Annotated in this window: 23 protein-coding genes and 1 other RNA gene; 17 read left to right on the forward strand and 7 right to left on the reverse strand. The window is 59.5% G+C overall.

The window, feature by feature from the left end:
• Nucleotides 1–92: 92 nt before the first annotated feature.
• A complete protein-coding gene (locus HU762_RS15005; protein WP_186638294.1) occupies nucleotides 93–2,039 on the reverse strand; it encodes an FAD-dependent oxidoreductase in 1,947 nt (648 codons plus the stop codon).
• Between the two features lie 208 nt (nucleotides 2,040–2,247).
• Nucleotides 2,248–3,144 carry a GlxA family transcriptional regulator gene (locus HU762_RS15010; protein ID WP_186638425.1) on the reverse strand — a complete coding sequence of 299 codons (897 nt, stop codon included), beginning with the start codon at nucleotides 3,142–3,144 and terminating at the stop codon, nucleotides 2,248–2,250.
• A gap of 243 nt (nucleotides 3,145–3,387) precedes the next feature.
• Here HU762_RS15010 and HU762_RS15015 point away from each other — a divergent pair, with 243 nt between their 5' ends.
• Nucleotides 3,388–4,524 carry an acyl-CoA dehydrogenase family protein gene (locus HU762_RS15015; protein ID WP_186638300.1) on the forward strand — a complete coding sequence of 379 codons (1,137 nt, stop codon included), beginning with the start codon at nucleotides 3,388–3,390 and terminating at the stop codon, nucleotides 4,522–4,524.
• A gap of 60 nt (nucleotides 4,525–4,584) precedes the next feature.
• Here HU762_RS15015 and HU762_RS15020 read toward each other — a convergent pair whose 3' ends face one another.
• Nucleotides 4,585–5,625 (reverse strand): NADP(H)-dependent aldo-keto reductase, encoded by a 1,041-nt coding sequence (locus tag HU762_RS15020; protein ID WP_186638308.1) that lies wholly within the window; start codon nucleotides 5,623–5,625, stop codon nucleotides 4,585–4,587.
• Nucleotides 5,626–5,870: 245 nt separating this feature from the next.
• On the opposite strand from HU762_RS15020, the gene rplM reads away from it, so the two are divergent.
• From rplM to HU762_RS15055, 7 genes are all read left to right on the forward strand, one after another.
• Nucleotides 5,871–6,299 (forward strand): 50S ribosomal protein L13, encoded by a 429-nt coding sequence (gene rplM, locus HU762_RS15025; RefSeq protein WP_003178186.1) that lies wholly within the window; start codon nucleotides 5,871–5,873, stop codon nucleotides 6,297–6,299.
• Nucleotides 6,300–6,313: 14 nt separating this feature from the next.
• The gene (gene rpsI / locus HU762_RS15030; RefSeq protein WP_003205364.1) at nucleotides 6,314–6,706 is read left to right on the forward strand and encodes a 30S ribosomal protein S9; all 393 of its coding nucleotides are present in this window, start codon (nucleotides 6,314–6,316) and stop codon (nucleotides 6,704–6,706) included.
• Between the two features lie 256 nt (nucleotides 6,707–6,962).
• Nucleotides 6,963–7,556, forward strand: a complete 594-nt coding sequence (gene petA / locus HU762_RS15035) for a ubiquinol-cytochrome c reductase iron-sulfur subunit (RefSeq protein WP_186610996.1) — start codon at nucleotides 6,963–6,965, stop codon at nucleotides 7,554–7,556.
• Entirely contained in the window at nucleotides 7,556–8,767 is a 1,212-nt protein-coding gene (locus HU762_RS15040; protein WP_092393821.1) for a cytochrome bc complex cytochrome b subunit, read from the forward strand. Before petA ends, HU762_RS15040 begins: the two co-directional genes overlap by 1 nt.
• The gene (locus tag HU762_RS15045; RefSeq protein ID WP_186610995.1) at nucleotides 8,767–9,549 is read left to right on the forward strand and encodes a cytochrome c1; all 783 of its coding nucleotides are present in this window, start codon (nucleotides 8,767–8,769) and stop codon (nucleotides 9,547–9,549) included. The genes HU762_RS15040 and HU762_RS15045 overlap by 1 nt, the downstream gene beginning before the upstream one ends.
• A gap of 152 nt (nucleotides 9,550–9,701) precedes the next feature.
• A complete protein-coding gene (locus HU762_RS15050; protein WP_186638310.1) occupies nucleotides 9,702–10,319 on the forward strand; it encodes a glutathione S-transferase N-terminal domain-containing protein in 618 nt (205 codons plus the stop codon).
• A 16-nt stretch (nucleotides 10,320–10,335) separates the two neighbouring features.
• Complete coding sequence (locus HU762_RS15055; protein WP_186638313.1) at nucleotides 10,336–10,749, forward strand: ClpXP protease specificity-enhancing factor; 414 nt, start codon at nucleotides 10,336–10,338, stop codon at nucleotides 10,747–10,749.
• A gap of 63 nt (nucleotides 10,750–10,812) precedes the next feature.
• Here the strand turns inward: HU762_RS15055 and HU762_RS15060 are convergent, their stop codons facing one another.
• The 4 genes from HU762_RS15060 to HU762_RS15075 form a co-directional block, all read right to left on the reverse strand.
• Nucleotides 10,813–11,391, reverse strand: coding sequence for a BON domain-containing protein (locus HU762_RS15060; protein ID WP_186638315.1), 579 nt, complete (start codon nucleotides 11,389–11,391; stop codon nucleotides 10,813–10,815).
• On the reverse strand, nucleotides 11,388–11,981 hold the full coding sequence (locus tag HU762_RS15065; RefSeq protein WP_007928463.1) for a phosphoheptose isomerase: 594 nt from the start codon (nucleotides 11,979–11,981) through the stop codon (nucleotides 11,388–11,390). The genes HU762_RS15060 and HU762_RS15065 overlap by 4 nt, the downstream gene beginning before the upstream one ends.
• Before the next feature lie 101 nt (nucleotides 11,982–12,082).
• On the reverse strand, nucleotides 12,083–12,445 hold the full coding sequence (locus tag HU762_RS15070) for a YraN family protein (RefSeq protein ID WP_186638317.1): 363 nt from the start codon (nucleotides 12,443–12,445) through the stop codon (nucleotides 12,083–12,085).
• Nucleotides 12,445–14,256, reverse strand: a complete 1,812-nt coding sequence (locus HU762_RS15075; RefSeq protein ID WP_186638319.1) for a penicillin-binding protein activator — start codon at nucleotides 14,254–14,256, stop codon at nucleotides 12,445–12,447. The genes HU762_RS15070 and HU762_RS15075 overlap by 1 nt, the downstream gene beginning before the upstream one ends.
• A gap of 252 nt (nucleotides 14,257–14,508) precedes the next feature.
• Between HU762_RS15075 and rsmI the strand changes: the two genes are divergently transcribed.
• The 9 genes from rsmI (at nucleotide 14,509) to mraY (ending at nucleotide 23,433) form a co-directional block, all read left to right on the forward strand.
• A complete protein-coding gene (gene rsmI, locus HU762_RS15080; protein WP_186638321.1) occupies nucleotides 14,509–15,363 on the forward strand; it encodes a 16S rRNA (cytidine(1402)-2'-O)-methyltransferase in 855 nt (284 codons plus the stop codon).
• A gap of 74 nt (nucleotides 15,364–15,437) precedes the next feature.
• Nucleotides 15,438–15,791, forward strand: an RNA gene (rnpB, locus tag HU762_RS15085) — RNase P RNA component class A.
• Nucleotides 15,792–16,099: 308 nt separating this feature from the next.
• Nucleotides 16,100–16,555, forward strand: coding sequence for a division/cell wall cluster transcriptional repressor MraZ (gene mraZ / locus HU762_RS15090; protein ID WP_186638323.1), 456 nt, complete (start codon nucleotides 16,100–16,102; stop codon nucleotides 16,553–16,555).
• Nucleotides 16,552–17,499 carry a 16S rRNA (cytosine(1402)-N(4))-methyltransferase RsmH gene (rsmH, locus tag HU762_RS15095; protein WP_186638335.1) on the forward strand — a complete coding sequence of 316 codons (948 nt, stop codon included), beginning with the start codon at nucleotides 16,552–16,554 and terminating at the stop codon, nucleotides 17,497–17,499. The genes mraZ and rsmH overlap by 4 nt, the downstream gene beginning before the upstream one ends.
• Nucleotides 17,496–17,789, forward strand: a complete 294-nt coding sequence (ftsL, locus tag HU762_RS15100; RefSeq protein ID WP_003178214.1) for a cell division protein FtsL — start codon at nucleotides 17,496–17,498, stop codon at nucleotides 17,787–17,789. The genes rsmH and ftsL overlap by 4 nt, the downstream gene beginning before the upstream one ends.
• Nucleotides 17,789–19,528: a penicillin-binding protein 2 gene (locus tag HU762_RS15105; protein ID WP_186638426.1), complete on the forward strand. Its 1,740-nt coding sequence runs from the start codon at nucleotides 17,789–17,791 to the stop codon at nucleotides 19,526–19,528. Before ftsL ends, HU762_RS15105 begins: the two co-directional genes overlap by 1 nt.
• Nucleotides 19,528–20,991: a UDP-N-acetylmuramoyl-L-alanyl-D-glutamate--2,6-diaminopimelate ligase gene (locus HU762_RS15110; RefSeq protein ID WP_186638337.1), complete on the forward strand. Its 1,464-nt coding sequence runs from the start codon at nucleotides 19,528–19,530 to the stop codon at nucleotides 20,989–20,991. Before HU762_RS15105 ends, HU762_RS15110 begins: the two co-directional genes overlap by 1 nt.
• Nucleotides 20,984–22,351 (forward strand): UDP-N-acetylmuramoyl-tripeptide--D-alanyl-D-alanine ligase, encoded by a 1,368-nt coding sequence (murF, locus tag HU762_RS15115; RefSeq protein WP_186638339.1) that lies wholly within the window; start codon nucleotides 20,984–20,986, stop codon nucleotides 22,349–22,351. The genes HU762_RS15110 and murF overlap by 8 nt, the downstream gene beginning before the upstream one ends.
• Entirely contained in the window at nucleotides 22,351–23,433 is a 1,083-nt protein-coding gene (mraY, locus tag HU762_RS15120; protein ID WP_186638341.1) for a phospho-N-acetylmuramoyl-pentapeptide-transferase, read from the forward strand. Before murF ends, mraY begins: the two co-directional genes overlap by 1 nt.
• Nucleotide 23,434 lies beyond the last annotated feature (1 nt).

Raw genomic sequence — 23,434 nt, forward strand, 5'->3', positions numbered from 1 at the left:
GGTTGTAGGCAGTCTCCGAAGATGAATGAGCGGATCCCTTGGTAGGGGGGGAGCCAATGCACGTCGTGAACGGCTCCAAGCGCAAAAGGACGTCAGGTTGCGGTTTTGTAATACGGATAGTCGCTCATGGAAAAACCACCATTGAACGTCGCAGCGGTTTTATTACAGATATGAATGACAGCGTCGACGGCGCCTCGAAAGCAAGGCTCCGTCCAGCCGGCATCTACCGAAAATGATTCGCCAGAAAAATACAGACCTGAGTGATGTCCAAAGTCCCTGTTGTACTTCATCAAGCTCACAGCATCGTAGTAGGCGCCAGGTCTGTACAGCTTTGCGCAACCCAACGCATTCCTATCGGTCATCCAGCGCTGGACCTTGGCTTGATCGAGCCCGATGTAGGGAGAAATTCTTTCTTGGACATTGGTGCACTTCATCAGTATTCGATCTAGCTCCTTGGCGCACTTGGTCACTAGTTCCCTGTCGGTGAATGAGGCGAGTTTGGTTGCGTCGTCTTCCCACGTGTAGCTCAGGAGAATGCAGTCATAGCTGTAGGTGTCGTTGTAGCGGTAGGTGTAGACGTCGTGGATGAAGCTGTCGGTGACAATGGCCTGCGGAATCTTGGTGTTTTTCGAGAGAAATGATTTTTTCAGTGGCGCAAAGACTTTGCAGCTGGTCTCCCAGTGAGCTGTTTTATAAGCATTGATGGTCTCGAAAGGCAGCATTTGCGCGGTGAAGTTTTCAAGCTCAATGCGCGTTTCGATCAGCCAGGAGGGAAGCGTCATGATCACCGAGTCGAAATCTTCAAAGCGTTGCTGGAGTCGCTCGGGCTGGCTGTGTTTCCAGTCGAAGTGGACGCGTATCTTTTGGTTGGCCAATTTTGTCAGCTTTGTTACGGACGAGTCCGTGAGCAAACCATCCTTTGCGTCGCGGCAATGTTCGTAGAAGGATTTTTTGGTTTCATCGGTTTTCATGAACAGTAGACACTCGGCCAATGCGGCGAGCCCGACGTAGCGGGGACTGTCGAAAATCAGCTCCATGGAATCAAAAACCGCTTCGCTATGCAGGTGGGGCGATGCGAGCGGGTCTCCCATCGGGTCTACCCGACCATGGATCAGTTGCAGATGGCTGCTGAATCCAAAGATGGCGGTGCGCAGCGGATAAATAGAGCAGACGTCATAAAATGCACCCCAGCTGCCGTCGCCTATGCCAATCGCATAGAAGATTGCGGACTCTTTCGCGGACATTCCCATCCCGCCAAAGTCTCCCGGAGAGCGTTCGTCCCAGTGTTGTAAAGCCGGCATGCTCACCAGATCGCGAAACGAAACGCTCTCGTACTTTGCAACAATAGCGGCCCACATGGTTTCCCATTTCGCACTGGCGTAAACCTCCGCTACGTGCCGAGTCATACGATCGGCAAATGTTTTCCACTTGGAATACACCTCTTGCAATTCTTTGCCGGGAGGCGGTGTGTGACCGTCTTCATTCTTCCAGATCTGCATCTGTGGGGTCGATTCACCGCCAAGGCTGCCCTCGCGCAGGAAGATGCCTGTCGAGCGGACCCATTGGCTGCCTGGATTGGCGAAATCCGACGTCGATAAGTCAAAGGCCTTGGCGTAGTACGCCATCATTGAACGCCCATCTGTCGGCGGCTCATCAGCCTGGTTGAAGAAGGGCATGCGCATAGCCCCCATTTCAAAGGGGGTATGGCTTGCGATGGAGTGTTTGCTTCCGGGGACGGTCAGGTGCCTGCCGCCTATGCGCCTGGATTGCTCCAGTAGAGTGATGTGGGTGAATCCGCAACGATAAAGCTCTCTGGCGGCAGTCAAGCCGGTGATGCCGGCGCCTATGATGCAAATTCTGTGTTGGGGGTCAGTGGCCGTGGCAATGCCATTTTTCTGTTCGACCAACGCCCGGTAGTCGAAGCACAAATCGGGTGGGTTTGGAAAGCGAGCCGCCCATTTGTTGTCAGCCGAGCGCTTGGTTCGAGCGGCCTCCTTGGCGGCGGAGGAGGGGTAGTTGTAGCTTGATCCGATGGTCATTCTTACTCTTCCCTGATGATGTTTTTCAGGGGTGTGATGTTGCGGTGTTCACGCGGTGAAGTATGTGAGCGAAATCCAGCACTTGGGCGCTCCGCATTCCGCTTTTTATGTAGGAATGTGCAAGAAAGACTGGCTTTTCTTCGCACACAAGATCAAAGGTAGGCGCGAGCAGGCCCGCTCCTGCATTGGGTTGCATTTACCCATGGGGTCACGCGGCCTGCTGGAACTGCTGCCGATACTGGTTCGGCGACAGGTCGGTGTGCTGCCGGAACAATCGCGCGAAAAAACTCGCATCGTCGTAGCCGACTTCGTAGCTGATGGTCTTGATGCTCTTGCGGCTGCCGGACAGCAGGCCCTTGGCGGTTTCTATGCGCAGTCGTTGCAGGTAATGCAGCGGCTTGTCACCCGTGGCGGTCTGGAAGCGGCGCATGAAATTGCGGATGCTCATGCCGTGCTCGCGGGCGACGTCCTCGAAGCGGAACTTGTCGGCGAAGTGCTCTTCGAGCCACTGCTGGATTTGCAGGATGATCACGTCCTGGTGCAGCTTCTGGCCGCCGAAGCCGATGCGTCCGGGCGAGTAGCTGCGTTGTACTTCGTACAAGATGTCTCGCGCCACGGCCTGGGCCACATTGGCGCCGCAGAAGCGTTCAATCAGGTAGATGTAGAGGTCGCATGCCGATGTGGTGCCGCCGGCACAAAACAGGTTGTCGGCGTCGGTCAGGTGCTTGTCCTGGTTCAGGTGCACCTGGGGAAAGCGTTCCTTGAAGGCATTGAAGAAACGCCAGTAGGTGGTGGCTTCCTTGCCATCGAGCAGCCCGGCCTCGGCCAGCCAGAACACCCCAGTGGCTTCGCCACAAAGTACCGCGCCGCGAGCATGCTGCTCTCGCAGCCATGGCAGGACCTGTGGATAACGTTGGCACAGGCTGGCGAAGTCATCCCAGAAAGCTGGCAGGATGATCACGTCGGTGTCTTCCAGGCCGCCGTCCACCGGCATGATCACGTCGCTGAAACTGTTGACTGGCTTGCCATCGGGGCTGACCAGGCGGGTTTCGAATGCCGGCGTCAGGCCGTGGCCCAGTTGTTTGCCATAGCGCAGGCTGGCCAGGTGGAAAAAATCCTTGGCCTGCATGAGGGTGGAAGCGAAAACCCGGTCGGTTGCCAGGATGCTGACGCGCCGCAAGGGCGTGGAGACGTGCATGGACATAATTGATCTTTATTTTTATAGGGGATAGTGGTCACTAAACGGCTGGATCGTCTTATTTTTTGTCGCATGTGTCCAGTGTCCTGTCATCCAGCCCGGGCTTAGGCTCTGTCGGATAAGCCATCGAACAATAATCAGAGGTACGTCATGATCCCAAGAACCCTGTTCAGTCCCGAGCACGAATTGTTTCGAGACACGGTACGAAGCTTCCTTGAAAAAGAAGCCGTGCCGTACCACAGCCAGTGGGAAAAACAGGGGCATGTCGACCGTCAGCTGTGGAATAAGGCAGGGGAGGCGGGGATGTTGTGCTCGCATCTGCCGGAGACCTACGGTGGACTGGACGCGGACTTTCTCTACAGCACCGTGGTGATCGAGGAAATCGGCCGCCTGGGGCTGACCGGGATCGGCTTTTCACTGCATTCCGATATTGTCGCGCCGTACATCCTGCATTACGGCAGCGAGGCGCTGAAGCATAAATACCTGCCAAAACTGGTGTCGGGCGAAATGGTCACGGCCATTGCCATGACCGAGCCAGGCGCGGGCTCTGACCTGCAAGGTGTGAAGACCTCGGCGGTGCTGGATGGCGATGAATATGTCATCAACGGCTCCAAGACGTTCATCACTAATGGCTTCCTGGCTGACTTGGTCATCGTCGTCGCCAAGACCGACCCGAAGGCGGGGGCCAAGGGCACCAGCCTGTTCCTCGTGGAAGCAGGCACACCCGGCTTCGAGAAAGGTAAGCGCCTGGAAAAAGTCGGCATGAAGGCCCAGGACACCTCCGAACTGTTCTTCCAGGATGTTCGCGTACCGAAGGAAAATCTCTTGGGGCAGGCCGGAATGGGGTTTGCCTACCTGATGCAAGAGTTGCCCCAGGAGCGCCTGACCGTCGCCATCGGTGGCCTGGCCTCGGCCGAAGCGGCGCTGCAGTGGACGCTGGACTACACCCGTGATCGCAAGGCATTTGGCAAGTCCATCGCCGACTTCCAGAACACCCGCTTCAAACTGGCGGAAATGGCCACCGAGATCCAGATCGGCCGAGTCTTTGTCGACCGCTGCCTGGAACTGCACCTGCAAGGCAAGCTCGACGTGCCGACCGCGGCGATGGCGAAATACTGGGGCACCGACCTGCAATGCAAGGTGCTCGACGAATGCGTGCAGTTGCATGGCGGCTACGGCTTCATGTGGGAATACCCGGTTGCCCGGGCATGGGCCGATGCGCGGGTGCAGCGGATCTATGCCGGGACCAATGAAATCATGAAGGAGATCATTGCGCGGTCGCTGTAATGCGGCGTGACCGATCCCACGCTCGGCGTCGGATCGGTGCAAGGGACGTTCCGCTTGAGGTTATGGCGCCGGATTCGGATGATCCTTGTGGATCGCCTCGATCCCCGCCAGCACTTCATCCGACAGCTTCAGGTCGAAGCTGGCGATGTTGCTGTCCAGTTGCTCCAGGGTTGTGGCGCCGATGATGTTACTGGTCACGAACGGCTGCTGGGTAACGAATGCCAGGGCCATCTGTGCCGGGTCCAGGCCGTGTTCGCGAGCCAGGGCCACATAGCGGCTGCAGGCGGCTTCCGACTGCGGGTTGAAGTAGCGCATGAAGCGGCTGTAGAGCGTCAGGCGACCCTTGGCCGGCCGTGCGCCGTTCTCGTATTTGCCCGACAGGAAACCGAACGCCAGGGGCGAATAGGCCAGCAGGCCACACTGTTCGCGAATGGCGATTTCCGCCAGGCCGATCTCGAAGCTGCGGTTGAGCAGGTTGTACGGGTTCTGGATCGACACCGCTCGCGGCCAGCCCCGAGCTTCGGCCAGGGCGAGGAATTTCATGGTGCCCCACGGTGTTTCGTTAGACAGGCCGATGTGGCGGATCTTGCCAGCGCGGACCTGTTCGTCCAGGGCTTCGAGGGTTTCCTCCAGCGGCGTGAAGTCTTCGTCGGCCTTGTGGGTGTAGCCCAGTTGGCCAAAAAAGTTGGTGCTGCGTTCCGGCCAGTGCAGTTGGTAGAGATCGATCCAGTCGGTCTGCAGGCGCTTGAGGCTTGCATCCAACGCTTCGACGATGTGGTGGCGGTTGTGCTTCAGATTTTTGTCGCGGATGTAATCGATGGTGTTGCCGGGGCCGGCGATCTTGCTTGCCAGGACCCAGTCGGCGCGGTCACCGCGGCTCTTGAAATAGTTGCCGATGTAGCACTCGGTGGTGGCGTAGGTCTCGGCCTTGGGCGGTACGGGGTACATTTCGGCGGTGTCGAGGAAGTTGATCCCGGCACCCTTGGCGCGTTCGATCTGGGCGAACGCCTCGGCCTCGCTGTTCTGCTCGCCCCAGGTCATGGTTCCGAGGCATAAGGCGCTGACATTCAGATCGGTACGGCCTAGCTTGCGATAGTCCATCGGGGACTCCTTGGGCAAAACAATCATAAAAGCAGGTTGAAATATTTTTCGCAATCTGCATAATTGCGCACCTCTTTCTGCAGTGGAAGTGATGCGCCGCCGCCGAAGAATCTTGCCGTTGAACGGACGCGCCGACCCGAGCCCCCGAAAGCGTCTGTATCCGGCTGCCTTTGACTTGTCAAAGTACGCACTATTCAGTAAGATCCGCCGTCTAATTTACAGGGCGGCCCCTGAGGCTATAAAGAATGAAAACTTTTACTGCTAAACCGGAAACAGTAAAGCGCGACTGGTTTGTCGTCGACGCTGCTGGTCAGACCCTGGGTCGTCTGGCCACCGAAATCGCGAGCCGTCTGCGTGGCAAGCACAAGCCTGAGTACACCCCTCACGTTGACACCGGTGACTACATCGTCGTCATTAATGCTGAGCAAGTACGTGTTACTGGCGCTAAAACCACTGACAAAATGTACTACTCCCACTCCGGTTTTCCTGGCGGCATCAAGTCGATCAACTTCGAAAAGCTGATCGCCAAAGCCCCTGAGCGCGTGCTCGAGACCGCGGTTAAAGGCATGCTGCCTAAAAACCCACTGGGTCGCGACATGTATCGTAAGCTGAAGGTTTATGCGGGCGCTGCTCACCCTCATACTGCTCAGCAGCCCCAAGAACTGAAGTTTTAACGGAATAGTTCATTATGTCGGCGACTCAAAATTACGGCACTGGCCGTCGCAAGACCGCAACCGCACGCGTCTTCCTGCGTCCGGGCACTGGTAACATCTCCATCAACAACCGCTCCCTGGATAACTTCTTCGGCCGCGAAACTGCCCGCATGGTAGTTCGTCAGCCGCTGGAACTGACCGAGACCGTCGAAAAATTCGACATCTACGTCACCGTTATCGGTGGTGGTGTGAGTGGTCAAGCTGGCGCAATCCGCCACGGCATCACTCGTGCCCTGATGGATTACGACGAAACTCTGCGCGGCGCGCTGCGTAAAGCTGGCTTCGTAACTCGCGATGCTCGCGAAGTTGAACGTAAGAAAGTCGGTCTGCGTAAAGCGCGTAAGCGTCCGCAGTACTCGAAGCGTTAATTTCGCTTCCGCGTTCAAAAGGCGCCCAGTTCCTCACGGAGCTGGGCGTTTTTTTATGGGCGAAATAATTGCTCTGTGACAACTTGCCACATTCGTAGAGCCCCTATACTACAAGGCTTGGCGGTTTGGCCGCATGGTAATTACCTTGTCAGAATTGGGGGTTTTCATTACCATTCGGCAAAATTTTTATAAGTTCAGATTTTTACTTAGTAGACGCCTGATCTAACAGGCCACAAAGCTGATGGGAGAGGACTGAATGAGCAATGACGGCGTGAATGCAGGCCGGCGTCGCTTCCTGGTAGCAGCCACATCCGTGGTGGGTGCTGCAGGAGCGGTGGGGGCCGTGGTCCCGTTCGTGGGGTCATGGTTTCCCAGTGCCAAGGCGAAAGCCGCAGGTGCACCGGTGAAAGTGAATATCGGCAAGATCGAGCCAGGGCAGCAGATGATTGCTGAATGGCGTGGTCAGCCGGTGTTCATCGTCCGCCGTACAGAGGAGATTCTGGGGAATCTGAAAAAGATCGAGGGCCAGCTGTCCGATCCCTCTTCCAAGAACTCGGTCCAGCCGGAATACGTCAACCCTGAGACGCGCTCGATCAAGCCGGAGATCCTGCTTCTGGTTGGCCTCTGCACCCACTTGGGCTGCTCGCCAACGTTCCGTCCCGAAGTCGCGCCTGTCGACTTGGGCAAGGACTGGGTTGGCGGTTATTTCTGCCCTTGCCACGGCTCCCACTATGACCTGGCCGGTCGCGTCTACAAATCGCAGCCTGCACCTTTGAACCTGCCGGTTCCCCCGCATTCCTATGAGACCGATGACATCATTGTCATTGGCGTCGATACGGAGAAAGCGTGATGAGCAAATTCATGGATTGGGTTGATGCGCGCTTTCCCGCGACCAAAATGTGGGAAGACCATCTCAGCAAGTACTACGCACCGAAGAACTTCAACTTCTTCTATTTCTTTGGCTCCCTGGCATTGCTCGTCCTGGTCAACCAGATCGTTACCGGTGTCTGGCTGACCATGAGCTACACCCCGTCGGCGGAAGAGGCGTTTGCCTCCGTCGAGTACATCATGCGCGACGTCGAGTACGGCTCGATCCTGCGTCTGCTGCACTCCACCGGCGCTTCAGCGTTCTTCATCGTGGTCTATCTGCACATGTTCCGTGGCCTGCTCTACGGTTCGTACCAGAAACCGCGTGAGCTGGTCTGGGTCTTCGGCATGCTGATCTACCTGGCGCTGATGGCCGAAGCCTTCATGGGCTACCTGCTGCCGTGGGGCCAGATGTCGTACTGGGGCGCCCAGGTGATCATCTCGCTGTTCGGTGCCATTCCGGTCATCGGTGACGACCTGACCCAGTGGATCCGTGGTGACTACCTGATCTCGGGCATTACCCTGAACCGCTTCTTCGCCCTGCATGTCGTGGCCCTGCCGATCGTGATCCTCGGCCTGGTGGTGCTGCACATCCTGGCGCTGCATGAAGTCGGTTCGAACAACCCGGACGGTGTGGACATCAAGAAGCACAAGGACGAGAACGGCGTACCGCTGGATGGCATCGCCTTCCACCCGTACTACACCGTGAAAGATATCGTCGGCGTCGTGGTCTTCCTGTTCATCTTCTGCTCCATCGTGTTCTTCTTCCCGGAAATGGGTGGTTATTTCCTCGAGAAGCCGAACTTCGAACAGGCCAACGCCTTCAAGACGCCTGAGCACATTGCGCCGGTCTGGTACTTCACACCGTTCTACGCGATCCTGCGGGCGGTTCCGGACAAGCTGCTGGGCGTCATCGCCATGGGCGCGGCCATCGCCGTGCTGTTCGTCCTGCCATGGCTGGACCGCAGCCCCGTCAAGTCGATGCGCTACAAGGGTTGGCTGAGCAAGATCTGGCTCTGGGTGTTCTGCATCTCGTTCGTGATCCTGGGTGTGCTGGGCGTACTGGCGCCGACCCCGGGTCGGACGCTGCTGTCGCAGGTCTGCACCTTCCTGTACTTCGCCTACTTCATTCTGATGCCTTTCTACACCAGGCTCGAGAAGACCAAACCGGTTCCGGAAAGGGTGACTGGCTGATGAAAAAGCTATTTTCTGTACTGATTCTTGCTGCGTTGCCTGTACTGTCTTTTGCGTCCACGTCGAGTGGGCCGGAACTGGAAAAGGTCGACATCGACGTTTCCGACAAAGCGGCCATGCAAGACGGCGCCCGTACGTTCGCCAACTACTGCATGGGCTGCCACAGTGCCAAGTTCCAGCGTTACGAGCGCGTGGCTGATGACCTGGGTATCCCTCACGAGATGATGCTCGAGAAGCTGGTGTTCACCGGCGCCAAGCTGGGCGACCACATGAACATCGGCATGCAGCCTGCGGACGCGAAGACCTGGTTCGGCGCAGCGCCGCCGGACCTGACCCTGGTGGCACGCGTGCGTGGTACCGACTGGCTCTACGGCTACCTGCGTTCGTTCTATGAAGACCCTGCGCGCCCTTGGGGCGTGAACAACAAAGTCTTCCCGAACGTCGGCATGCCGAACGTTCTGGTCGGCCTGCAGGGTCGTCAAGTGGTAGGCTGCAAGCAGGTTCAGATCGTCGAGGACGGCAAGAAGCAATATGATCCGCTGACCGGCACCGCTTTGACCCATGAAGCCTGCGACCAGCTGACCATCGTGCCGAACACTGGCACCCTGACACCTGAGCAGTTCGATGAGAAGGTCAAGAACCTGGTGACTTTCCTGGCCTACTCGGCCAACCCGGTGAAGCTGGAGCATCAGCGCATCGGTACGTATGTATTGCTGTACCTGGCGTTCTTCTTCGTATTCGCTTACCTGCTCAAGCGTGAATACTGGAAAGACGTGCATTGATAAAGCTGTAAGCCGTTGCTGTTAATCGTGCGCGCCCAAGGGCGTCTCTGAAGGTGTAACGAGCCTGGTTGATCAGGTGGTTACGGGAGGCGCCCTCTGGGCGCGCTCGTTTTTCCGTTTTTCGATAATTTCAACAAGCGAGGAGGATCGCCATGGGCGTGACCAATCGGTTGGCCTGTTACTCCGACCCCGCCGACCACTATTCCCACCGGGTACGCATCGTACTTGCAGAGAAGGGTGTCAGCGCCGAGATCATTTACGTTGAAGCGGGCCGTCAGCCGCCGAAGCTGATCGAGGTGAACCCTTACGGCAGCCTGCCTACGCTGGTCGATCGTGACCTGGCGTTGTGGGAGTCGACCGTGGTGATGGAATATCTGGATGAGCGTTATCCGCATCCGCCTTTGCTGCCGGTGTACCCAGTCGCGCGTGCCAACAGTCGCTTGCTCATCCATCGCATCCAGCGTGACTGGTGCGGGTTGGTGGATCTGATCCTGGATCCGCGGAGCAAGGAGCCGGCGCGGGTGGTGGCGCGTAAGGAGTTGCGAGAAAGCCTGACGGGCGTGTCGCCGCTGTTCGTCGACAAGCCGTTCTTTCTGAGTGAGGAACAAAGTCTGGTGGATTGCTGCCTATTGCCCATACTCTGGCGTTTGCCGATCCTGGGTATCGAACTGCCGCGGCCAGCCAAGCCGCTGCTTGATTATATGGAGCGCCAATTTGCGCGTGAGGCTTTCCAGGCGAGTCTGTCTGGTGTCGAACGCGACATGCGCTAAGGCTTAGGGAGCCGCTATGAACTCCAGTCGACCTTATCTGGTCCGCGCGCTCTACGAGTGGATTGTGGACAACGATTGCACCCCGCACATGCTGGTCAATGCCGAGTATCCATCGGTCCAGGTGCCGCAGGGTTTTGCCAATGATGGACAAATTGTCCTGAACGTATCGCCGGCCGCTGTGCGTCATTTGCACATGGACAACGATGCGGTCAGCTTCGAGGGGCGTTTTGGCGGGGTGCCGCATACGCTGTACGTGCCTATCGCTTCGATCCTGGGGATTTATGCCCGGGAGAATGGCCAGGGCATGGTGTTCGAGCTGGAAGTGCCGTTGGACGGCGAGGAAGAGTTCGAGGCGGATGATGACCTGCCACCACCGGATGACGAGCCGCCGCGTCCTAGCGGGCGGCCGAGTTTGAAAGTGGTGAAATAACGAGACATCAGGCACAAAAAAGGCGATCCAATTGGATCGCCTTTTTTGTGCCTGTTCTTTACGTCAGTCGATGTATTCGAACAGTTTCACAATCTTCTGTACACCAGACACACCTTGAACCAGATTGGTCGCCTGTGCCGCTTCCTGCTTGGTCAGCAACCCCAGCAGATAAACAATACCGTTCTCGGTCACAACCTTGATGCGCGAACCCGGAATGCTCGCATCGGTGAGCATCTGGGTCTTGATCTTCGTGGTCAGCCAGGCATCGTTCTGGCGTGCCAGCAGCGAGGAGGGCGGCAGGACTTGCAGTTCGTTATGTACGGTCTTGACACGCTGCACAGCGCTGGCTTCCTGTTCGGCCTTGGCCTTGAGGTCGGCGCGTGGCGTCTGGCCGGCCAGCAGCACGACGCCGTTGAAGCTGGTGACGACGATGTGCGAGTTGTTGTCCAGGTCCGGATCGGCCTTGGCGATATTCACGCCGACCTTGGTTTCGATCAGCGAGTCGTCGATCTTGCTGCCGAAGGTGCGGGTGCCGCGGTCGTCTTCAATCGGCTTTTCCCGGCTGGCATTAACCACCGATGTGCAGCCGCTGATGCCGAGGCACAGGGTCAGGGCCAGTAGGCCTAGGCGATTAGGGGTCATTCTTCACTCCCGAACAGTTGGCTGTCGATCAAGTCACAAAGACAATGGATCGCCAGCAGATGGACTTCCTGAATACGTGCAGTGACATTGGCCGGTACGCGAATCTCGACGTCTTCAGGCAGCAGCAACGATGCCATGCCGCCGCCGTCGCGACCGGTCAATGCTACGACAATCATTTCGCGATCATGTGCGGCCTGGATCGCTTGAATAATGTTGGCCGAGTTGCCGCTGGTGGAAATCGCCAGCAACACATCGCCGGGTTGGCCCAGGGCGCGGATCTGTTTGGAGAATACTTCGTTGTAGCTGTAGTCATTGGCGATCGAGGTGATCGTCGAGCTGTCGGTTGTCAGTGCGATGGCCGGCAGGCTCGGGCGTTCGCGTTCGAAGCGGTTGAGCAGCTCCGAGGAAAAATGCTGCGCGTCGCCGGCAGAGCCGCCATTGCCGCACGAGAGCATTTTGCCTTCGTTGAGCAGGGCGTTGACCATCACTTGGCTCGCTTGCTCGATGTGCGGTGCAAGTACGTCCATCGCCTGTTGCTTGGTGTCGATACTGGCCTGAAAAAGCTGGCGGATTCGCGATTGCATGTCCATCTGTGTGACCTTAAGTAGCGCGACTTATCGGCACAAACATGTGCGGCGCGCAAAGCAAAGAGCAAAAAAGTTAAGTGAAGGTGTCCGGCTTGGCTGGGCGCTCAACTGTCGAAGGCGTTTTGTAGCCAGTTCAGCTGATCGACGTTGCTGTCGATGGCAACCACGTCGAAACGGCAGGGATGGTCGGCCCAGCGAGGCTCGCTTTGCAGGAAGTACTGCGCGGCGAAAACCAGCTTCTGACGCTTGCGTGCATCGATGCTATCGAGCGCGCCACCCCATTGGGTATTTTTTCTATAGCGGACTTCGACGAATACTACTGTATCGCCGTCAAGCATGACCAGATCCAGCTCGCCGCGTTTGCACAACCAGTTCTGCGCCAGCAGGCGCAGACCCTGTTGCTGAAGATGCGCGAGGGCTTGGCCCTCGGCATTCTTGCCGCTTTGCAGGTGTGATCGGTCAGGCATCAGCGCTGGGTGTCCGGCAGCCGCTGTACCTGGCCGTTGACGAATTGCGCCCAAGGCAACTGGCGTTGCACGCGCTGGGTCGGCGATATCGCCAGGCTTCCCGACAGGCCTTCGATCCGGCTGTCTGGCAACGCCTTGAGCTGGCCCAGGCGCGGAGCGAGGCGATAGGCGTCGGCACCCATCGCATACAGCCGGCCCAGGCTGCCGCCGGCCTGAGGCCATTGCGCGGTGACCTGCTGGCGCAGCGGGTCGTTGGCGTCGAGCAACCAAGGCGTTTCGCAGAAGCGCACGCCGTTCATGTCGTTGTACTGATTCTGGTCGCCGCTGACGCTGAATACGGAGGACGTCGCATAAACCGGCACGTCGCCGGCGTACTGGAAGTTCAGGGTCGGCTTGATCTGCTGGGCCTGCTGCGGGGTCGATGCCAGGAAGATGAACTCGATGTCCTGGCGACGCGATGGCTGCGCGGCGACCGTTGTGCCCACGGTGCTTTGCAGGCTCTTGGCGCGACCTTCGCTCTGGCGCAACTGGAACATGTCGGCGATCTGCTGGGCCAGTTGCACTGGCTGGTCGACGCGTTCGACTGCGACGATGGTTCCGCCGTTCGCCTGCCAATCCTGGCTGAAAGCTTTCAATACGCGATCGCCCCATTCCCCTTTCGGCACCATGGCCGCGGCGCGATGCAGACCGTCGGCGCGAGCGCGACGGGAGACTTCACGGGCTTCGTCTTCTGGGGCCAGGCCGAATTGGAACAGTTGGGGCGGGCCTTGTTCGCCTTCGCTGTAGTTCAGTGCCAGGGTGGTAATGGGTAGTTGCGGGCGGGTGCTGATTTGTTTGACCAAGGGTTTTTCCAGCGGGCCGACGACCAGTTGGACGCCGTCGGCCTGGGCCTTGCGATAGAACTCATCCATCGACGTCAGGCTTGCGCTGTCGTAGAACTGGATGCTCGGCGGCTTCTGCCCGGCCTGCTGCACCTGGTAGTGAGCTGCCATAAAGCCTTCACGCAGGGCCTTGGCGACCGAGGCCAGCGGACCGGTTTGCGGCAGCAGCAAAGCGATCTTGCTCAGCGGCTGGCTCGCCAGTTCTTTTAGCTTGACCAGCGGCGTCGGCAATTGCAGTGCGGCGGGGTGCTTGGCGTTCTGCTCGCGCCAGCTGTCGATGGCCGCTTGTTGTTGCTCCAGGGTGCCGGCGGTTTTCACGGCCTTGGCCAGGCTCAACCAGCCGCCGAGGTCGTCGGTGGTGGTCGGTTGCAATTGATCAGTGGGCAGCGAGGCGATCAGCGTCCAGATGGTTTCGTGATTTTTTACCGCGGCTTCGTTGTCGAGCAGCGGGGCAATGAAGATCCGCTCCTTGGCGGCGGCCAGGGTCTGGCCATCGGCCTCAAGGGCGCGAGCGCGGACGGTGCCGGTGCGGATTTGCTGTTCCACCGGCATTTCGCTCAAGTGCTGCAGGCTTGGATGGCCCAGCGAAGTCAGTGCTGCCTTGGGCTGATTGCGAGTCATCGCCAATTCGGCCGACAGCGTGCTGGCAAAGATCTGCTGGCCGGGCTTGAGTTGTTCCATCGGCACTTGTTGCAGGATCTGTGCGGACTGGCCGGCATTGCCCTGGCGGTAGGCCAGGTCTGCGGCGCTCAGGCGCAACAGCGCTGCTTGTTCCGGCGTTTTACTTTGGGCGGCCTGTTCGAGCAACTGCTCGATACTGGCATCCGGGGTCCGTGGAAGTTCGCCAAGGCTGGACGAGGGCGAGCTGGCGCAAGCCGCCAGGAGGGCAGCGAGGCAGAGGGCGGAGAGCAGCCGCAGGCAAGCGATCATGTAAGTGTTCCTGATACGAGATCAAATTAGCGTCGAATTGTACCCAAGCGTTGGCCGGGGCGCGATGTTACTGGTGTGAATCGGTTGATTTAGGTGGTTCAAAGGGTGTGGTACCGCATAAAAGACGAGTTGTTGACGCCTGTGGCGAGGGAGTGCACAAGCCTTGATGCGCAGCAGCCGAGACCGTCGACACGCGTTACAATGCCGGTTTTCCCCAATCATGAGGTGTGCGTTTTGACTGCTCCAGGTGCTATGAATTCCGCCGCCGGCTCGCTTTACGTGGTGGCGACGCCCATCGGCAACCTGGACGATATCAGTGCACGCGCCTTGAAGATCCTGCAGGACGTTGCGCTGATCGCGGCCGAAGACACGCGCCATTCTCAGCGCCTGCTGCAACATTTCGGTATTTCCACGCCCTTGGCGGCTTGTCACGAGCATAACGAACGCGATGAAGGCAGTCGTTTCATCACCCGTCTGCTGGCTGGCGACAACGTGGCGCTGATTTCTGACGCCGGTACGCCACTGATCTCCGATCCGGGCTATCACTTGGTACGCCAGGCCCGCGCTGCAGGCATCAATGTCGTGCCGGTACCTGGGGCGTGTGCGTTGATCGCGGCGCTGTCGGCGGCGGGCCTGCCGTCGGACCGGTTCATATTCGAAGGTTTCCTGCCCGCCAAGGCCGTGGGGCGGCGGGCGCGCCTGGAAGCTATAAAGGAAGAACCGCGCACACTGATTTTTTATGAGGCGCCGCACCGCATTCTTGAATGCTTGCAGGATATGGAGCTGGTGTTCGGCCCCGAGCGCCAGGCGCTGTTGGCTCGGGAATTGACCAAGACCTTTGAAACCCTCAAGGGCCTGCCGTTAGCCGAGCTGCGAGCCTTCGTCGAGGGTGACAGCAACCAGCAGCGCGGCGAGTGTGTCGTGCTGGTGGCGGGCTGGACACCGCCGCAAAACGAAGAGGCCGTCAGCAGCGAGGCGATGCGCATCCTGGACCTGTTGCTCGAGGAAATGCCCCTCAAGCGCGCGGCCGCCCTGGCGGCGCAGATTACCGGCGAGCGCAAGAATGTGCTGTACCAGGTCGCACTGGAAAAACAGAAGAGCCAGTGAAAGCTGGGCGCCAGGCTGGTCATGGGCTTTTAGCGCTTGTTCTTGAGGCGCTGTACCGTTAACCTTCGCGGCGGAGAGTCGATCGGACAGTCGCTGCCCTCTATGAAAATTAGGGGGGGGAGGAAAGTCCGGGCTCCATAGGGCGAAGTGCCAGGTAATGCCTGGGAGGCGTGAGCCTACGGAAAGTGCCACAGAAAATAACCGCCTAAGCGCTTCGGCGCCGGTAAGGGTGAAAAGGTGCGGTAAGAGCGCACCGCACGTCTGGCAACAGTTCGTGGCTAGGTAAACCCCACTTGGAGCAAGACCAAATAGGGTCCCAAGGCGTGGCCCGCGCTGGGACCGGGTAGGTTGCTAAAGATGTCCAGTGATGGCCATCGTAGACGAATGACTGTTCAAGACAGAACCCGGCTTACAGATCGACTCTCCACCTTTTCCCTCCCTGCCGGAATCACTGGCAGACGCCGTTCCTAATACCAAAAAAATCTTACTCTTAACAAATCACTTTAACTTGTGCGCGCAGTCCCCTGTGCTTCCTCGAGTTGAGGCGAATTTTCCTACGTCAGATTCTTGTTGCCCCTCCTGAAACGCTCCTAAATCTCCGATCTATAAGGCTTTTCCTTCAATCCGCGCCTTGACGGTGCGGTGGGCGCATTCCTATAGTGTGCGCAAGTGGCGGAAAGTGGCATGAAGTGGGTTTTTTTGAACGTAAACCGCCCAAAAGTGGAGAAACGCAGACGTGTTTCGCGGAGCTAACGCAATCAGTCTCGATGCAAAAGGCCGGCTCGCCATGCCCAGCCGGTATCGTGACGAGCTCGTTTCGCGAAGTTCGGGTCAGTTAATCGTCACGATCGACGCTGTTGACCCATGTTTGTCGGTCTATCCGCTGGATGAGTGGGAAATCATCGAAACCAAACTGCGCGCACTGCCTTCGTTGCGTGAAGAAAACCGCCGCTTGCAGCGCTTGCTGATCGGCAATGCCGTCGACCTCGAACTCGACGGTAGCGGTCGTTTCCTGGTGCCGCCGCGTCTGCGCGAATACGCCAAGCTGGATAAGCGCGCGATGCTGGTGGGCCAACTGAACAAGTTCCAACTATGGGACGAAGATGCCTGGAATGCGGTTGCTGCCGCCGACCTTGCTGCTATTCAACAACCGGGCGCCATGCCTGATGAACTGCGTGATTTGATCCTGTGACTACTGATAGCGGCTTTAACCACATCACCGTACTGCTTGACGAAGCCGTCGAGGCTCTCGCCGTACGTCCTGATGGCTGCTATCTGGACGGCACGTTCGGGCGTGGCGGGCACAGTCGGCTGATCCTCAGCCAGCTCGGTCCGGACGGTCGGCTGCTGGGGTTCGACAAGGATCCTCAAGCGATTGCCACCGGGCAAGCGCTAGCGGCCGAAGACGGCCGCTTTGTCGTTGTGCAGCGCAGCTTTGCGGAGCTCGGTTCGGAAGTCGCCCAGCGTGGCCTGGCCGGCAAGGTCAGTGGCGTGCTGCTGGACCTTGGCGTGTCGTCGCCGCAGTTGGACGACCCGGAACGGGGCTTCAGTTTCCTCAACGACGGCCCGCTGGACATGCGCATGGATCCGTCCCGCGGAGTCAGCGCCGCCGAATTCGTCAATACCGCTGCGGTGGAAGAAATCGCCCGTGTCTTCAAGGAATACGGCGAAGAGCGTTTTTCGGGGCGCATGGCGCGCGCGGTAGTTGAACGCCGCGACATCAAGCCGTTCGAGCGTACCGGTGACTTGGCCGAAGTGCTGAAAGTCGCCAATCCGGCCTGGGAAAAAGGCAAGAATCCAGCGACCCGTGCTTTCCAGGGGCTGCGCATCCACGTCAACAACGAACTGGGCGATCTTGAGGCAGGCCTCGAGGCCGCCCTTGAAGCGCTGGAAATCGGTGGGCGCCTGGTGGTGATCAGCTTCCATTCCCTGGAAGACCGCATCGTCAAGTTGTTCATGCGCAAGCTCACCAAAGGCGAAGCCGACAACCTGCCGCGCAACCTGCCGGTGCGTTTCGAAGCGTTCGTCCCCAAGATCAAGATCCACGGCAAAGCGCAGTTCGCCTCCGAGGCAGAACTCAAGGCCAATCCGCGCGCCCGTAGCGCTGTCATGCGTGTCGCGGAGAAGTTGCGGTGAGCAAGCTCTTCGCCAAGCCGTTGCCGGGCGGCAGCTTTTTCATGCTGCTGCTTTTTATTGGCGTGCTCGTGTCGGCCATCGCCGTGTCTTACAGCGCGCATTGGAACCGCCAGTTGCTCAACACGCTTTATAACGAGCTGAGCGTGCGCGACAAGGCTCAGGCCGAATGGGGCCGGTTAATCCTGGAGCAGAGTACCTGGACTGCCCATAGCCGCATCGAAGTACTGGCCACCGAGCAACTGAAAATGCGCATTCCCGGCGCCGCCGAAGTGCAGATGGTGGCGCCATGATGAAACTCGAAGGGGCGCTGTTCCCGTGGCGGTTTCGTCTGGTCCTGGGCTTGCTCGGGATCATGGTCGCGGCGATTGCCTGGCGCATCATCGACTTGCAGGTAGTTGATCGCGACTTCCTCAAGGAGCAGGGCGATGCCCGCAGCGTGCGTCATATTCCGATTCCGGCGCACCGTGGATTGATCACTGACCGCAATGGCGAGCCGCTGGCCGTGAGCACCCCGGTGACGACCCTGTGGGCGAACGCCAAGGAAATGCAGCAAGCCAAGGAAAAGTGGCCGGCACTGGCCGCGGCCCTCGGCCAGGATCCCAAGGCACTCGCCGAGCGTCTTGAAGCTCAGGCCAATAAAGAATTCATCTACCTGGTGCGCGGGTTGACGCCTGAGCAAGGCCAGAGCGTGCTCGACTTGAAAATACCCGGTGTCTACGGCATCGAGGAATTCCGGCGTTTCTACCCGGCCGGTGAAGTTACCGCCCACATGGTCGGTTTTACCGATATCGATGACCGCGGACGGGAAGGGGTCGAACTGGCCTATGACGAATGGCTCGCTGGAATCGCCGGCAAGCGCCAGGTCATCAAGGACCGGCGCGGCAGGCTGATCAAGGATGTCCAGGTCACGAAAAACGCCAAGGCCGGCAAGCCCTTGGCGTTGTCCATTGACCTGCGTTTGCAATACCTGGCCAACCGCGAGCTGCGCAATGCCATCGTCGAGAACGGTGCCAAGGCCGGTAGCCTGGTGATCATGGACGTCAAGACCGGCGAGATCCTGGCGATGGTCAACCAGCCGACCTACAACCCGAACAACCGTCGCAACCTGCAGCCGGCGATGATGCGCAACCGCGCGATGATCGACGTGTTCGAGCCGGGTTCGACCATGAAGGCCGTGTCCATGGCCGCTGCCCTGGAAACCGGACGCTGGAAGCCAAGCGACACCGTCGAGGTCTATCCGGGGACGTTGCAGATCGGCAAGTACACCATTCGCGACGTATCCAAGACGGAAGGGCCGGTGCTCGACCTGACCGGCATCCTGATCAATTCCAGTAACGTCGGCATGAGCAAGATCGCCTTCGATATCGGTGGCGAGACGATTTATCGCCTGGCCCAGAAAATCGGCCTCGGCCAGGACACCGGCCTGGGCTTCCCGGGCGAGCGCGTCGGCAACCTGCCCAACTATCGTGAATGGCGCAAGGCGGAAACCGCCACGTTGTCCTACGGCTACGGTGTTTCCGTGACGGCGATCCAGCTCGTCCACGCGTTTTCCGCGCTGGCCAACAATGGGCGTATCGCGCCGCTGACCTTGGTCAAGACCGACAAGGCGCCGCAGACCACCCAAGTGATTCCGGAAGACGTCGCGAAGACGATGCAGGGCATGCTGCAACAAGTGATCGAGGCGCCGCGCGGTGTGTATCGCGCCCAGGTGCCGGCTTATCACGTTGCCGGCAAGTCCGGTACGGCGCGCAAGACTTCCGTTGGCACCAAGGGTTATGCCGAGAACTCCTACCGCTCGCTGTTTGCCGGCTTCGGCCCGATGAGCGACCCGCGTTACGCCATCGTCGTGGTCATCGATGAACCGAGCAAGGCCGGCTATTTCGGCGGCCTGGTTTCCGCGCCGGTGTTCAGCAAAGTCATGTCCGGCACGCTGCGGCTGATGAACATCACCCCGGATAACCTGCCACCGACCCAGCAGGCGAGTACCGCCCCGGTCGTTCCATTGAAACCCGACGGAGGGCGTGGCTGATGTCCCTGAGCCTGAACAAGATTTTTGCCCACGCCGGCCACGACTTGCTGATTCGCGAGTTGGCCCTTGATAGCCGTGACGTACGTGCTGGAGACCTGTTCCTGGCGGTGCCGGGCGCCCGGTTCGATGGTCGCGCGCACATTGCCGACGCCCTGAAGCGCGGAGCGGCGGCCGTGGCCTATGAAGTCAACGGCGCCACCGTGCTGCCCATCACCGATGTGCCACTGATTCCGGTCAAGGGGCTGGCGGCGCAGCTGTCGGATATTGCCGGACGTTTTTATGGCGAGCCGAGCCGTCACCTGAACCTGATCGGCGTGACCGGCACTAACGGCAAGACCAGCGTCACCCAACTGGTGGCGCAGGCGCTGGACCTGCTCGGGCAGCACTGCGGCATCGTCGGGACGCTGGGCAACGGTTTCCACGGTGCGCTGCAGAGCGGCCTGCACACCACGCCAAACCCGATTGCTGTACAAGCTACGTTGGCCGACCTGAAGAAGGCCGGTGCCAAGGCCGTTGCGATGGAGGTTTCTTCCCATGGCCTTGATCAGGGCCGCGTCAGCGCACTGGCATTCGACGTTGCCGTGCTGACCAACCTGTCCCGCGATCACCTGGATTACCACGGCACCATGCAGGCCTACGGTGAAGCCAAGGCCAGGCTGTTTGCCTGGAATAGCTTGAGGTGCCGGGTCATCAATATCGATGACGAGTTCGGCCGGCAACTGGCCGCCGAGCAACGCGAGTCCCGGTTGATCACCTACAGCCTGGAGGACAGCAGCGCCTACCTTTATATCCGCCAGGCGCAATTCAATGACGAAGGCGTGCGCGCCACGCTGGTCACGCCCCAGGGCGAGCATTTCCTGCGCAGCACCTTGCTGGGCCGCTTCAACCTGAGCAATGTTTTGGCAGCCATCGGCGCCTTGCTCGGGCTGGATTACGCACTCGACGAAATTCTCAAAGTGCTGCCGCAACTCGAGGGTCCGGCCGGTCGCATGCAGCGCCTGGGCGGCGGCACCCAGCCGTTGGTGGTGGTCGATTACGCCCACACGCCGGACGCGCTGGAAAAAGTTCTCACGGCCTTGCGCCCGCATGCCAAGGGCAAGTTGCTGTGCCTGTTTGGCTGTGGCGGTGATCGAGACCGTGGCAAGCGTCCGTTGATGGCTGAAGTCGTCGAGCGGCTGGCCGATGGCGTGCTCGTGACCGATGACAATCCGCGTAGCGAAGACCCGCAGCGGATTTTCGACGACATCCGCGCCGGTTTCTCGCAGGTGGATAACGTCAACTTCGTGGCCGGTCGCGGCCAGGCCATTGCCCAACTGATCGCCAGTGCGTCGGCGGACGATGTTGTCGTCCTGGCCGGAAAAGGGCATGAGGACTATCAGGAAATCAACGGCGAGCGCCATGCGTTTTCTGATCTGGCGGAAGCCGATCACGCGCTGACTGCATGGGAGGTGGCCCATGCTTAAGGCCTGGAAACTCAGTGAGCTGACCAACGCTTTGAACGCGCGTCTCATCGCTGCGGACGCCAGTTTCGACGGTGTCAGCATCGACAGCCGGGCTATCGCACCGGGGCAATTGTTCGTCGCATTGGCCGGGCCGCGTTTCGACGGCCACGACTATTTGAACGAAGTGGCAACCAAAGGCGCGGTCGCCGCGTTGGTAGAGCGGGAAGTGACCAACAGCACGCTGCCGCAGTTGTTGGTCAACGACACTCGCCTGGCCCTGGGCCAGCTCGGTGCGCTGAATCGCGCAGCGTTTGCCAATCCGGTCGCGGCCATTACCGGTTCCAGTGGCAAGACCACGGTCAAGGAGATGCTCGCGAGCATCCTGCGCACCCGCGGTCCGGTATTGGCGACCCGTGGCAACCTGAACAATGATCTCGGCGTACCGCTGACCCTGCTGGAGCTGGCGCCGGAACACAGCGCCGCCGTCATCGAACTCGGCGCTTCGCGCCTGGGCGAGATTGCCTACACCGTCGGCATGACCAAGCCCCACGTGGCCGTGCTCAACAATGCCGGGACCGCCCATGTCGGCGAGTTTGGCGGCCCGGACAAAATCGTCGAGGCCAAGGGCGAGATCATCGAAGGGCTGGATGCCGAAGGCGTCGCCGTGCTGAATCTCGACGACAAGGCCTTCGAAATCTGGAAGGCCCGAGCGGGCGAGCGCAGGGTGTTGACCTTCGCCCTGAGCAACCTCGCCGCGAACTTCTACGCCAGTGACCTGGACCGCGACGCCCGTGGTTGCCCGGCTTTCAACCTGCACAGCCCCGACGGTGCCGAACGCGTGCAGTTGAACCTGCTTGGCACCCATAACGTCGCCAATGCCCTGGCTGCCGCTGCCGCCGCCCATGCCCTGGGCGTGTCGCTGCCGGGCATCGTTGGCGGCTTGAACGCCGTGCAACCCGTCAAGGGGCGTACCGTCGCGCAGCTGGCAAGCAACGGCATGCGCGTTATCGACGACACCTACAACGCCAACCCGACGTCCATGTGCGCAGCGGTGGATATCCTTGCCGGTTTCTCCGGTCGCACCGTGTTGGTGTTGGGGGATATCGGCGAACTGGGCGAGTGGGCGCAACAAGGCCATCACGATGTCGGCGCCTATGCACGCGGCAAGGTCGATGCGTTGTACGCCGTCGGCCCGATGATGGCTCATGCGGTCGCCGCGTTTGGCGAGAACGCGCAGCATTTCACCACTCAGGCCGAGCTGATCCAGGCCCTGGGCGCCGAGCAAGACCCGAACACCACCCTATTGATCAAGGGCTCACGCAGCGCAGCGATGGAAAATATCGTCGCGGCTTTGTGCGGCACCCGTATGGAGAAACATTAATGCTGCTGCTGCTAGCGGAGTACCTGCAACAGTTCCACAAAGGCTTCGCGGTCTTCCAGTACCTGACCCTGCGCGGGATCCTGGGTGTGCTGACCGCGCTGTCGTTGTCGCTGTTCCTGGGCCCGTGGATGATCCGCACCCTGCAGAGCCTGCAAATCGGCCAGTCGGTTCGTAACGACGGTCCGCAATCGCACCTGTCCAAATCCGGCACCCCGACCATGGGCGGCGCGCTGATCCTGTCCTCCATCGGCATCAGTACCTTGCTCTGGGCCGACCTGGCGAACCGTTACGTCTGGGTCGTGCTGCTGGTGACGCTGTTGTTCGGCGCCATCGGCTGGGTCGACGACTATCGCAAGGTCATCGAGAAGAACTCCCGTGGGCTACCAAGCCGCTGGAAATATTTCTGGCAGTCGGTGTTCGGCCTCGGTGCGGCGATCTTCCTCTATATGACCGCCGCCTCGCCGGTGGAAACCACCCTGATCCTGCCGATGCTCAAGGACTACAGCATCCCACTGGGCGTGGGCTTCATCGTGCTGACCTACCTGGTGATCGTCGGCTCGAGCAACGCGGTCAATCTCACCGATGGCTTGGACGGCCTGGCGATCATGCCGACGGTCATGGTCGGCGGTGCGCTGGGGATCTTCTGCTACCTGTCGGGCAACGTGAAATTCGCTGAATACCTGCTGATTCCATATGTACCGGGTGCGGGTGAACTGATTGTTTTCTGCGGCGCGCTGATCGGTGCCGGCCTGGGCTTCCTCTGGTTCAACACCTATCCGGCCCAGGTCTTCATGGGGGACGTCGGTGCACTGGCACTGGGCGCGGCCCTGGGCACCATCGCCGTGATCGTTCGCCAGGAAATCGTCCTGTTCATCATGGGCGGCGTGTTCGTGATGGAGACCCTGTCAGTCGTCATTCAGGTTGCCTCCTTTAAATTGACCGGCCGCCGGGTATTTCGCATGGCGCCGATCCACCACCACTTTGAACTCAAGGGCTGGCCCGAGCCGCGCGTGATCGTCCGTTTCTGGATCATCACCGTGATTCTGGTACTGGTCGGCCTTGCCACCCTGAAGCTGAGGTAGA

Origin of the sequence: Pseudomonas sp. SWRI92 (genome assembly GCF_014268685.1) — a bacterium.
Taxonomy (GTDB): domain Bacteria; phylum Pseudomonadota; class Gammaproteobacteria; order Pseudomonadales; family Pseudomonadaceae; genus Aquipseudomonas; species Aquipseudomonas marvdashtae.

Bases quoted from the DNA above. Each gene is read 5' to 3' on its own strand.
- HU762_RS15005 (WP_186638294.1), bottom strand. From the start codon at position 2,039: ATGACCATCGGATCAAGCTACAACTACCCCTCCTCCGCCGCCAAGGAG.
- HU762_RS15015 (WP_186638300.1), top strand. From the start codon at position 3,388: ATGATCCCAAGAACCCTGTTCAGTCCCGAGCACGAATTGTTTCGAGAC.
- HU762_RS15020 (WP_186638308.1), bottom strand. From the start codon at position 5,625: ATGGACTATCGCAAGCTAGGCCGTACCGATCTGAATGTCAGCGCCTTA.
- rplM (WP_003178186.1), top strand. From the start codon at position 5,871: ATGAAAACTTTTACTGCTAAACCGGAAACAGTAAAGCGCGACTGGTTT.
- rpsI (WP_003205364.1), top strand. From the start codon at position 6,314: ATGTCGGCGACTCAAAATTACGGCACTGGCCGTCGCAAGACCGCAACC.
- petA (WP_186610996.1), top strand. From the start codon at position 6,963: ATGAGCAATGACGGCGTGAATGCAGGCCGGCGTCGCTTCCTGGTAGCA.
- HU762_RS15040 (WP_092393821.1), top strand. From the start codon at position 7,556: ATGAGCAAATTCATGGATTGGGTTGATGCGCGCTTTCCCGCGACCAAA.
- HU762_RS15045 (WP_186610995.1), top strand. From the start codon at position 8,767: ATGAAAAAGCTATTTTCTGTACTGATTCTTGCTGCGTTGCCTGTACTG.
- HU762_RS15050 (WP_186638310.1), top strand. From the start codon at position 9,702: ATGGGCGTGACCAATCGGTTGGCCTGTTACTCCGACCCCGCCGACCAC.
- HU762_RS15055 (WP_186638313.1), top strand. From the start codon at position 10,336: ATGAACTCCAGTCGACCTTATCTGGTCCGCGCGCTCTACGAGTGGATT.
- HU762_RS15060 (WP_186638315.1), bottom strand. From the start codon at position 11,391: ATGACCCCTAATCGCCTAGGCCTACTGGCCCTGACCCTGTGCCTCGGC.
- HU762_RS15065 (WP_007928463.1), bottom strand. From the start codon at position 11,981: ATGGACATGCAATCGCGAATCCGCCAGCTTTTTCAGGCCAGTATCGAC.
- HU762_RS15070 (WP_186638317.1), bottom strand. From the start codon at position 12,445: ATGCCTGACCGATCACACCTGCAAAGCGGCAAGAATGCCGAGGGCCAA.
- HU762_RS15075 (WP_186638319.1), bottom strand. From the start codon at position 14,256: ATGATCGCTTGCCTGCGGCTGCTCTCCGCCCTCTGCCTCGCTGCCCTC.
- rsmI (WP_186638321.1), top strand. From the start codon at position 14,509: ATGAATTCCGCCGCCGGCTCGCTTTACGTGGTGGCGACGCCCATCGGC.
- HU762_RS15105 (WP_186638426.1), top strand. From the start codon at position 17,789: ATGAAACTCGAAGGGGCGCTGTTCCCGTGGCGGTTTCGTCTGGTCCTG.
- HU762_RS15110 (WP_186638337.1), top strand. From the start codon at position 19,528: ATGTCCCTGAGCCTGAACAAGATTTTTGCCCACGCCGGCCACGACTTG.
- murF (WP_186638339.1), top strand. From the start codon at position 20,984: ATGCTTAAGGCCTGGAAACTCAGTGAGCTGACCAACGCTTTGAACGCG.
- mraY (WP_186638341.1), top strand. From the start codon at position 22,351: ATGCTGCTGCTGCTAGCGGAGTACCTGCAACAGTTCCACAAAGGCTTC.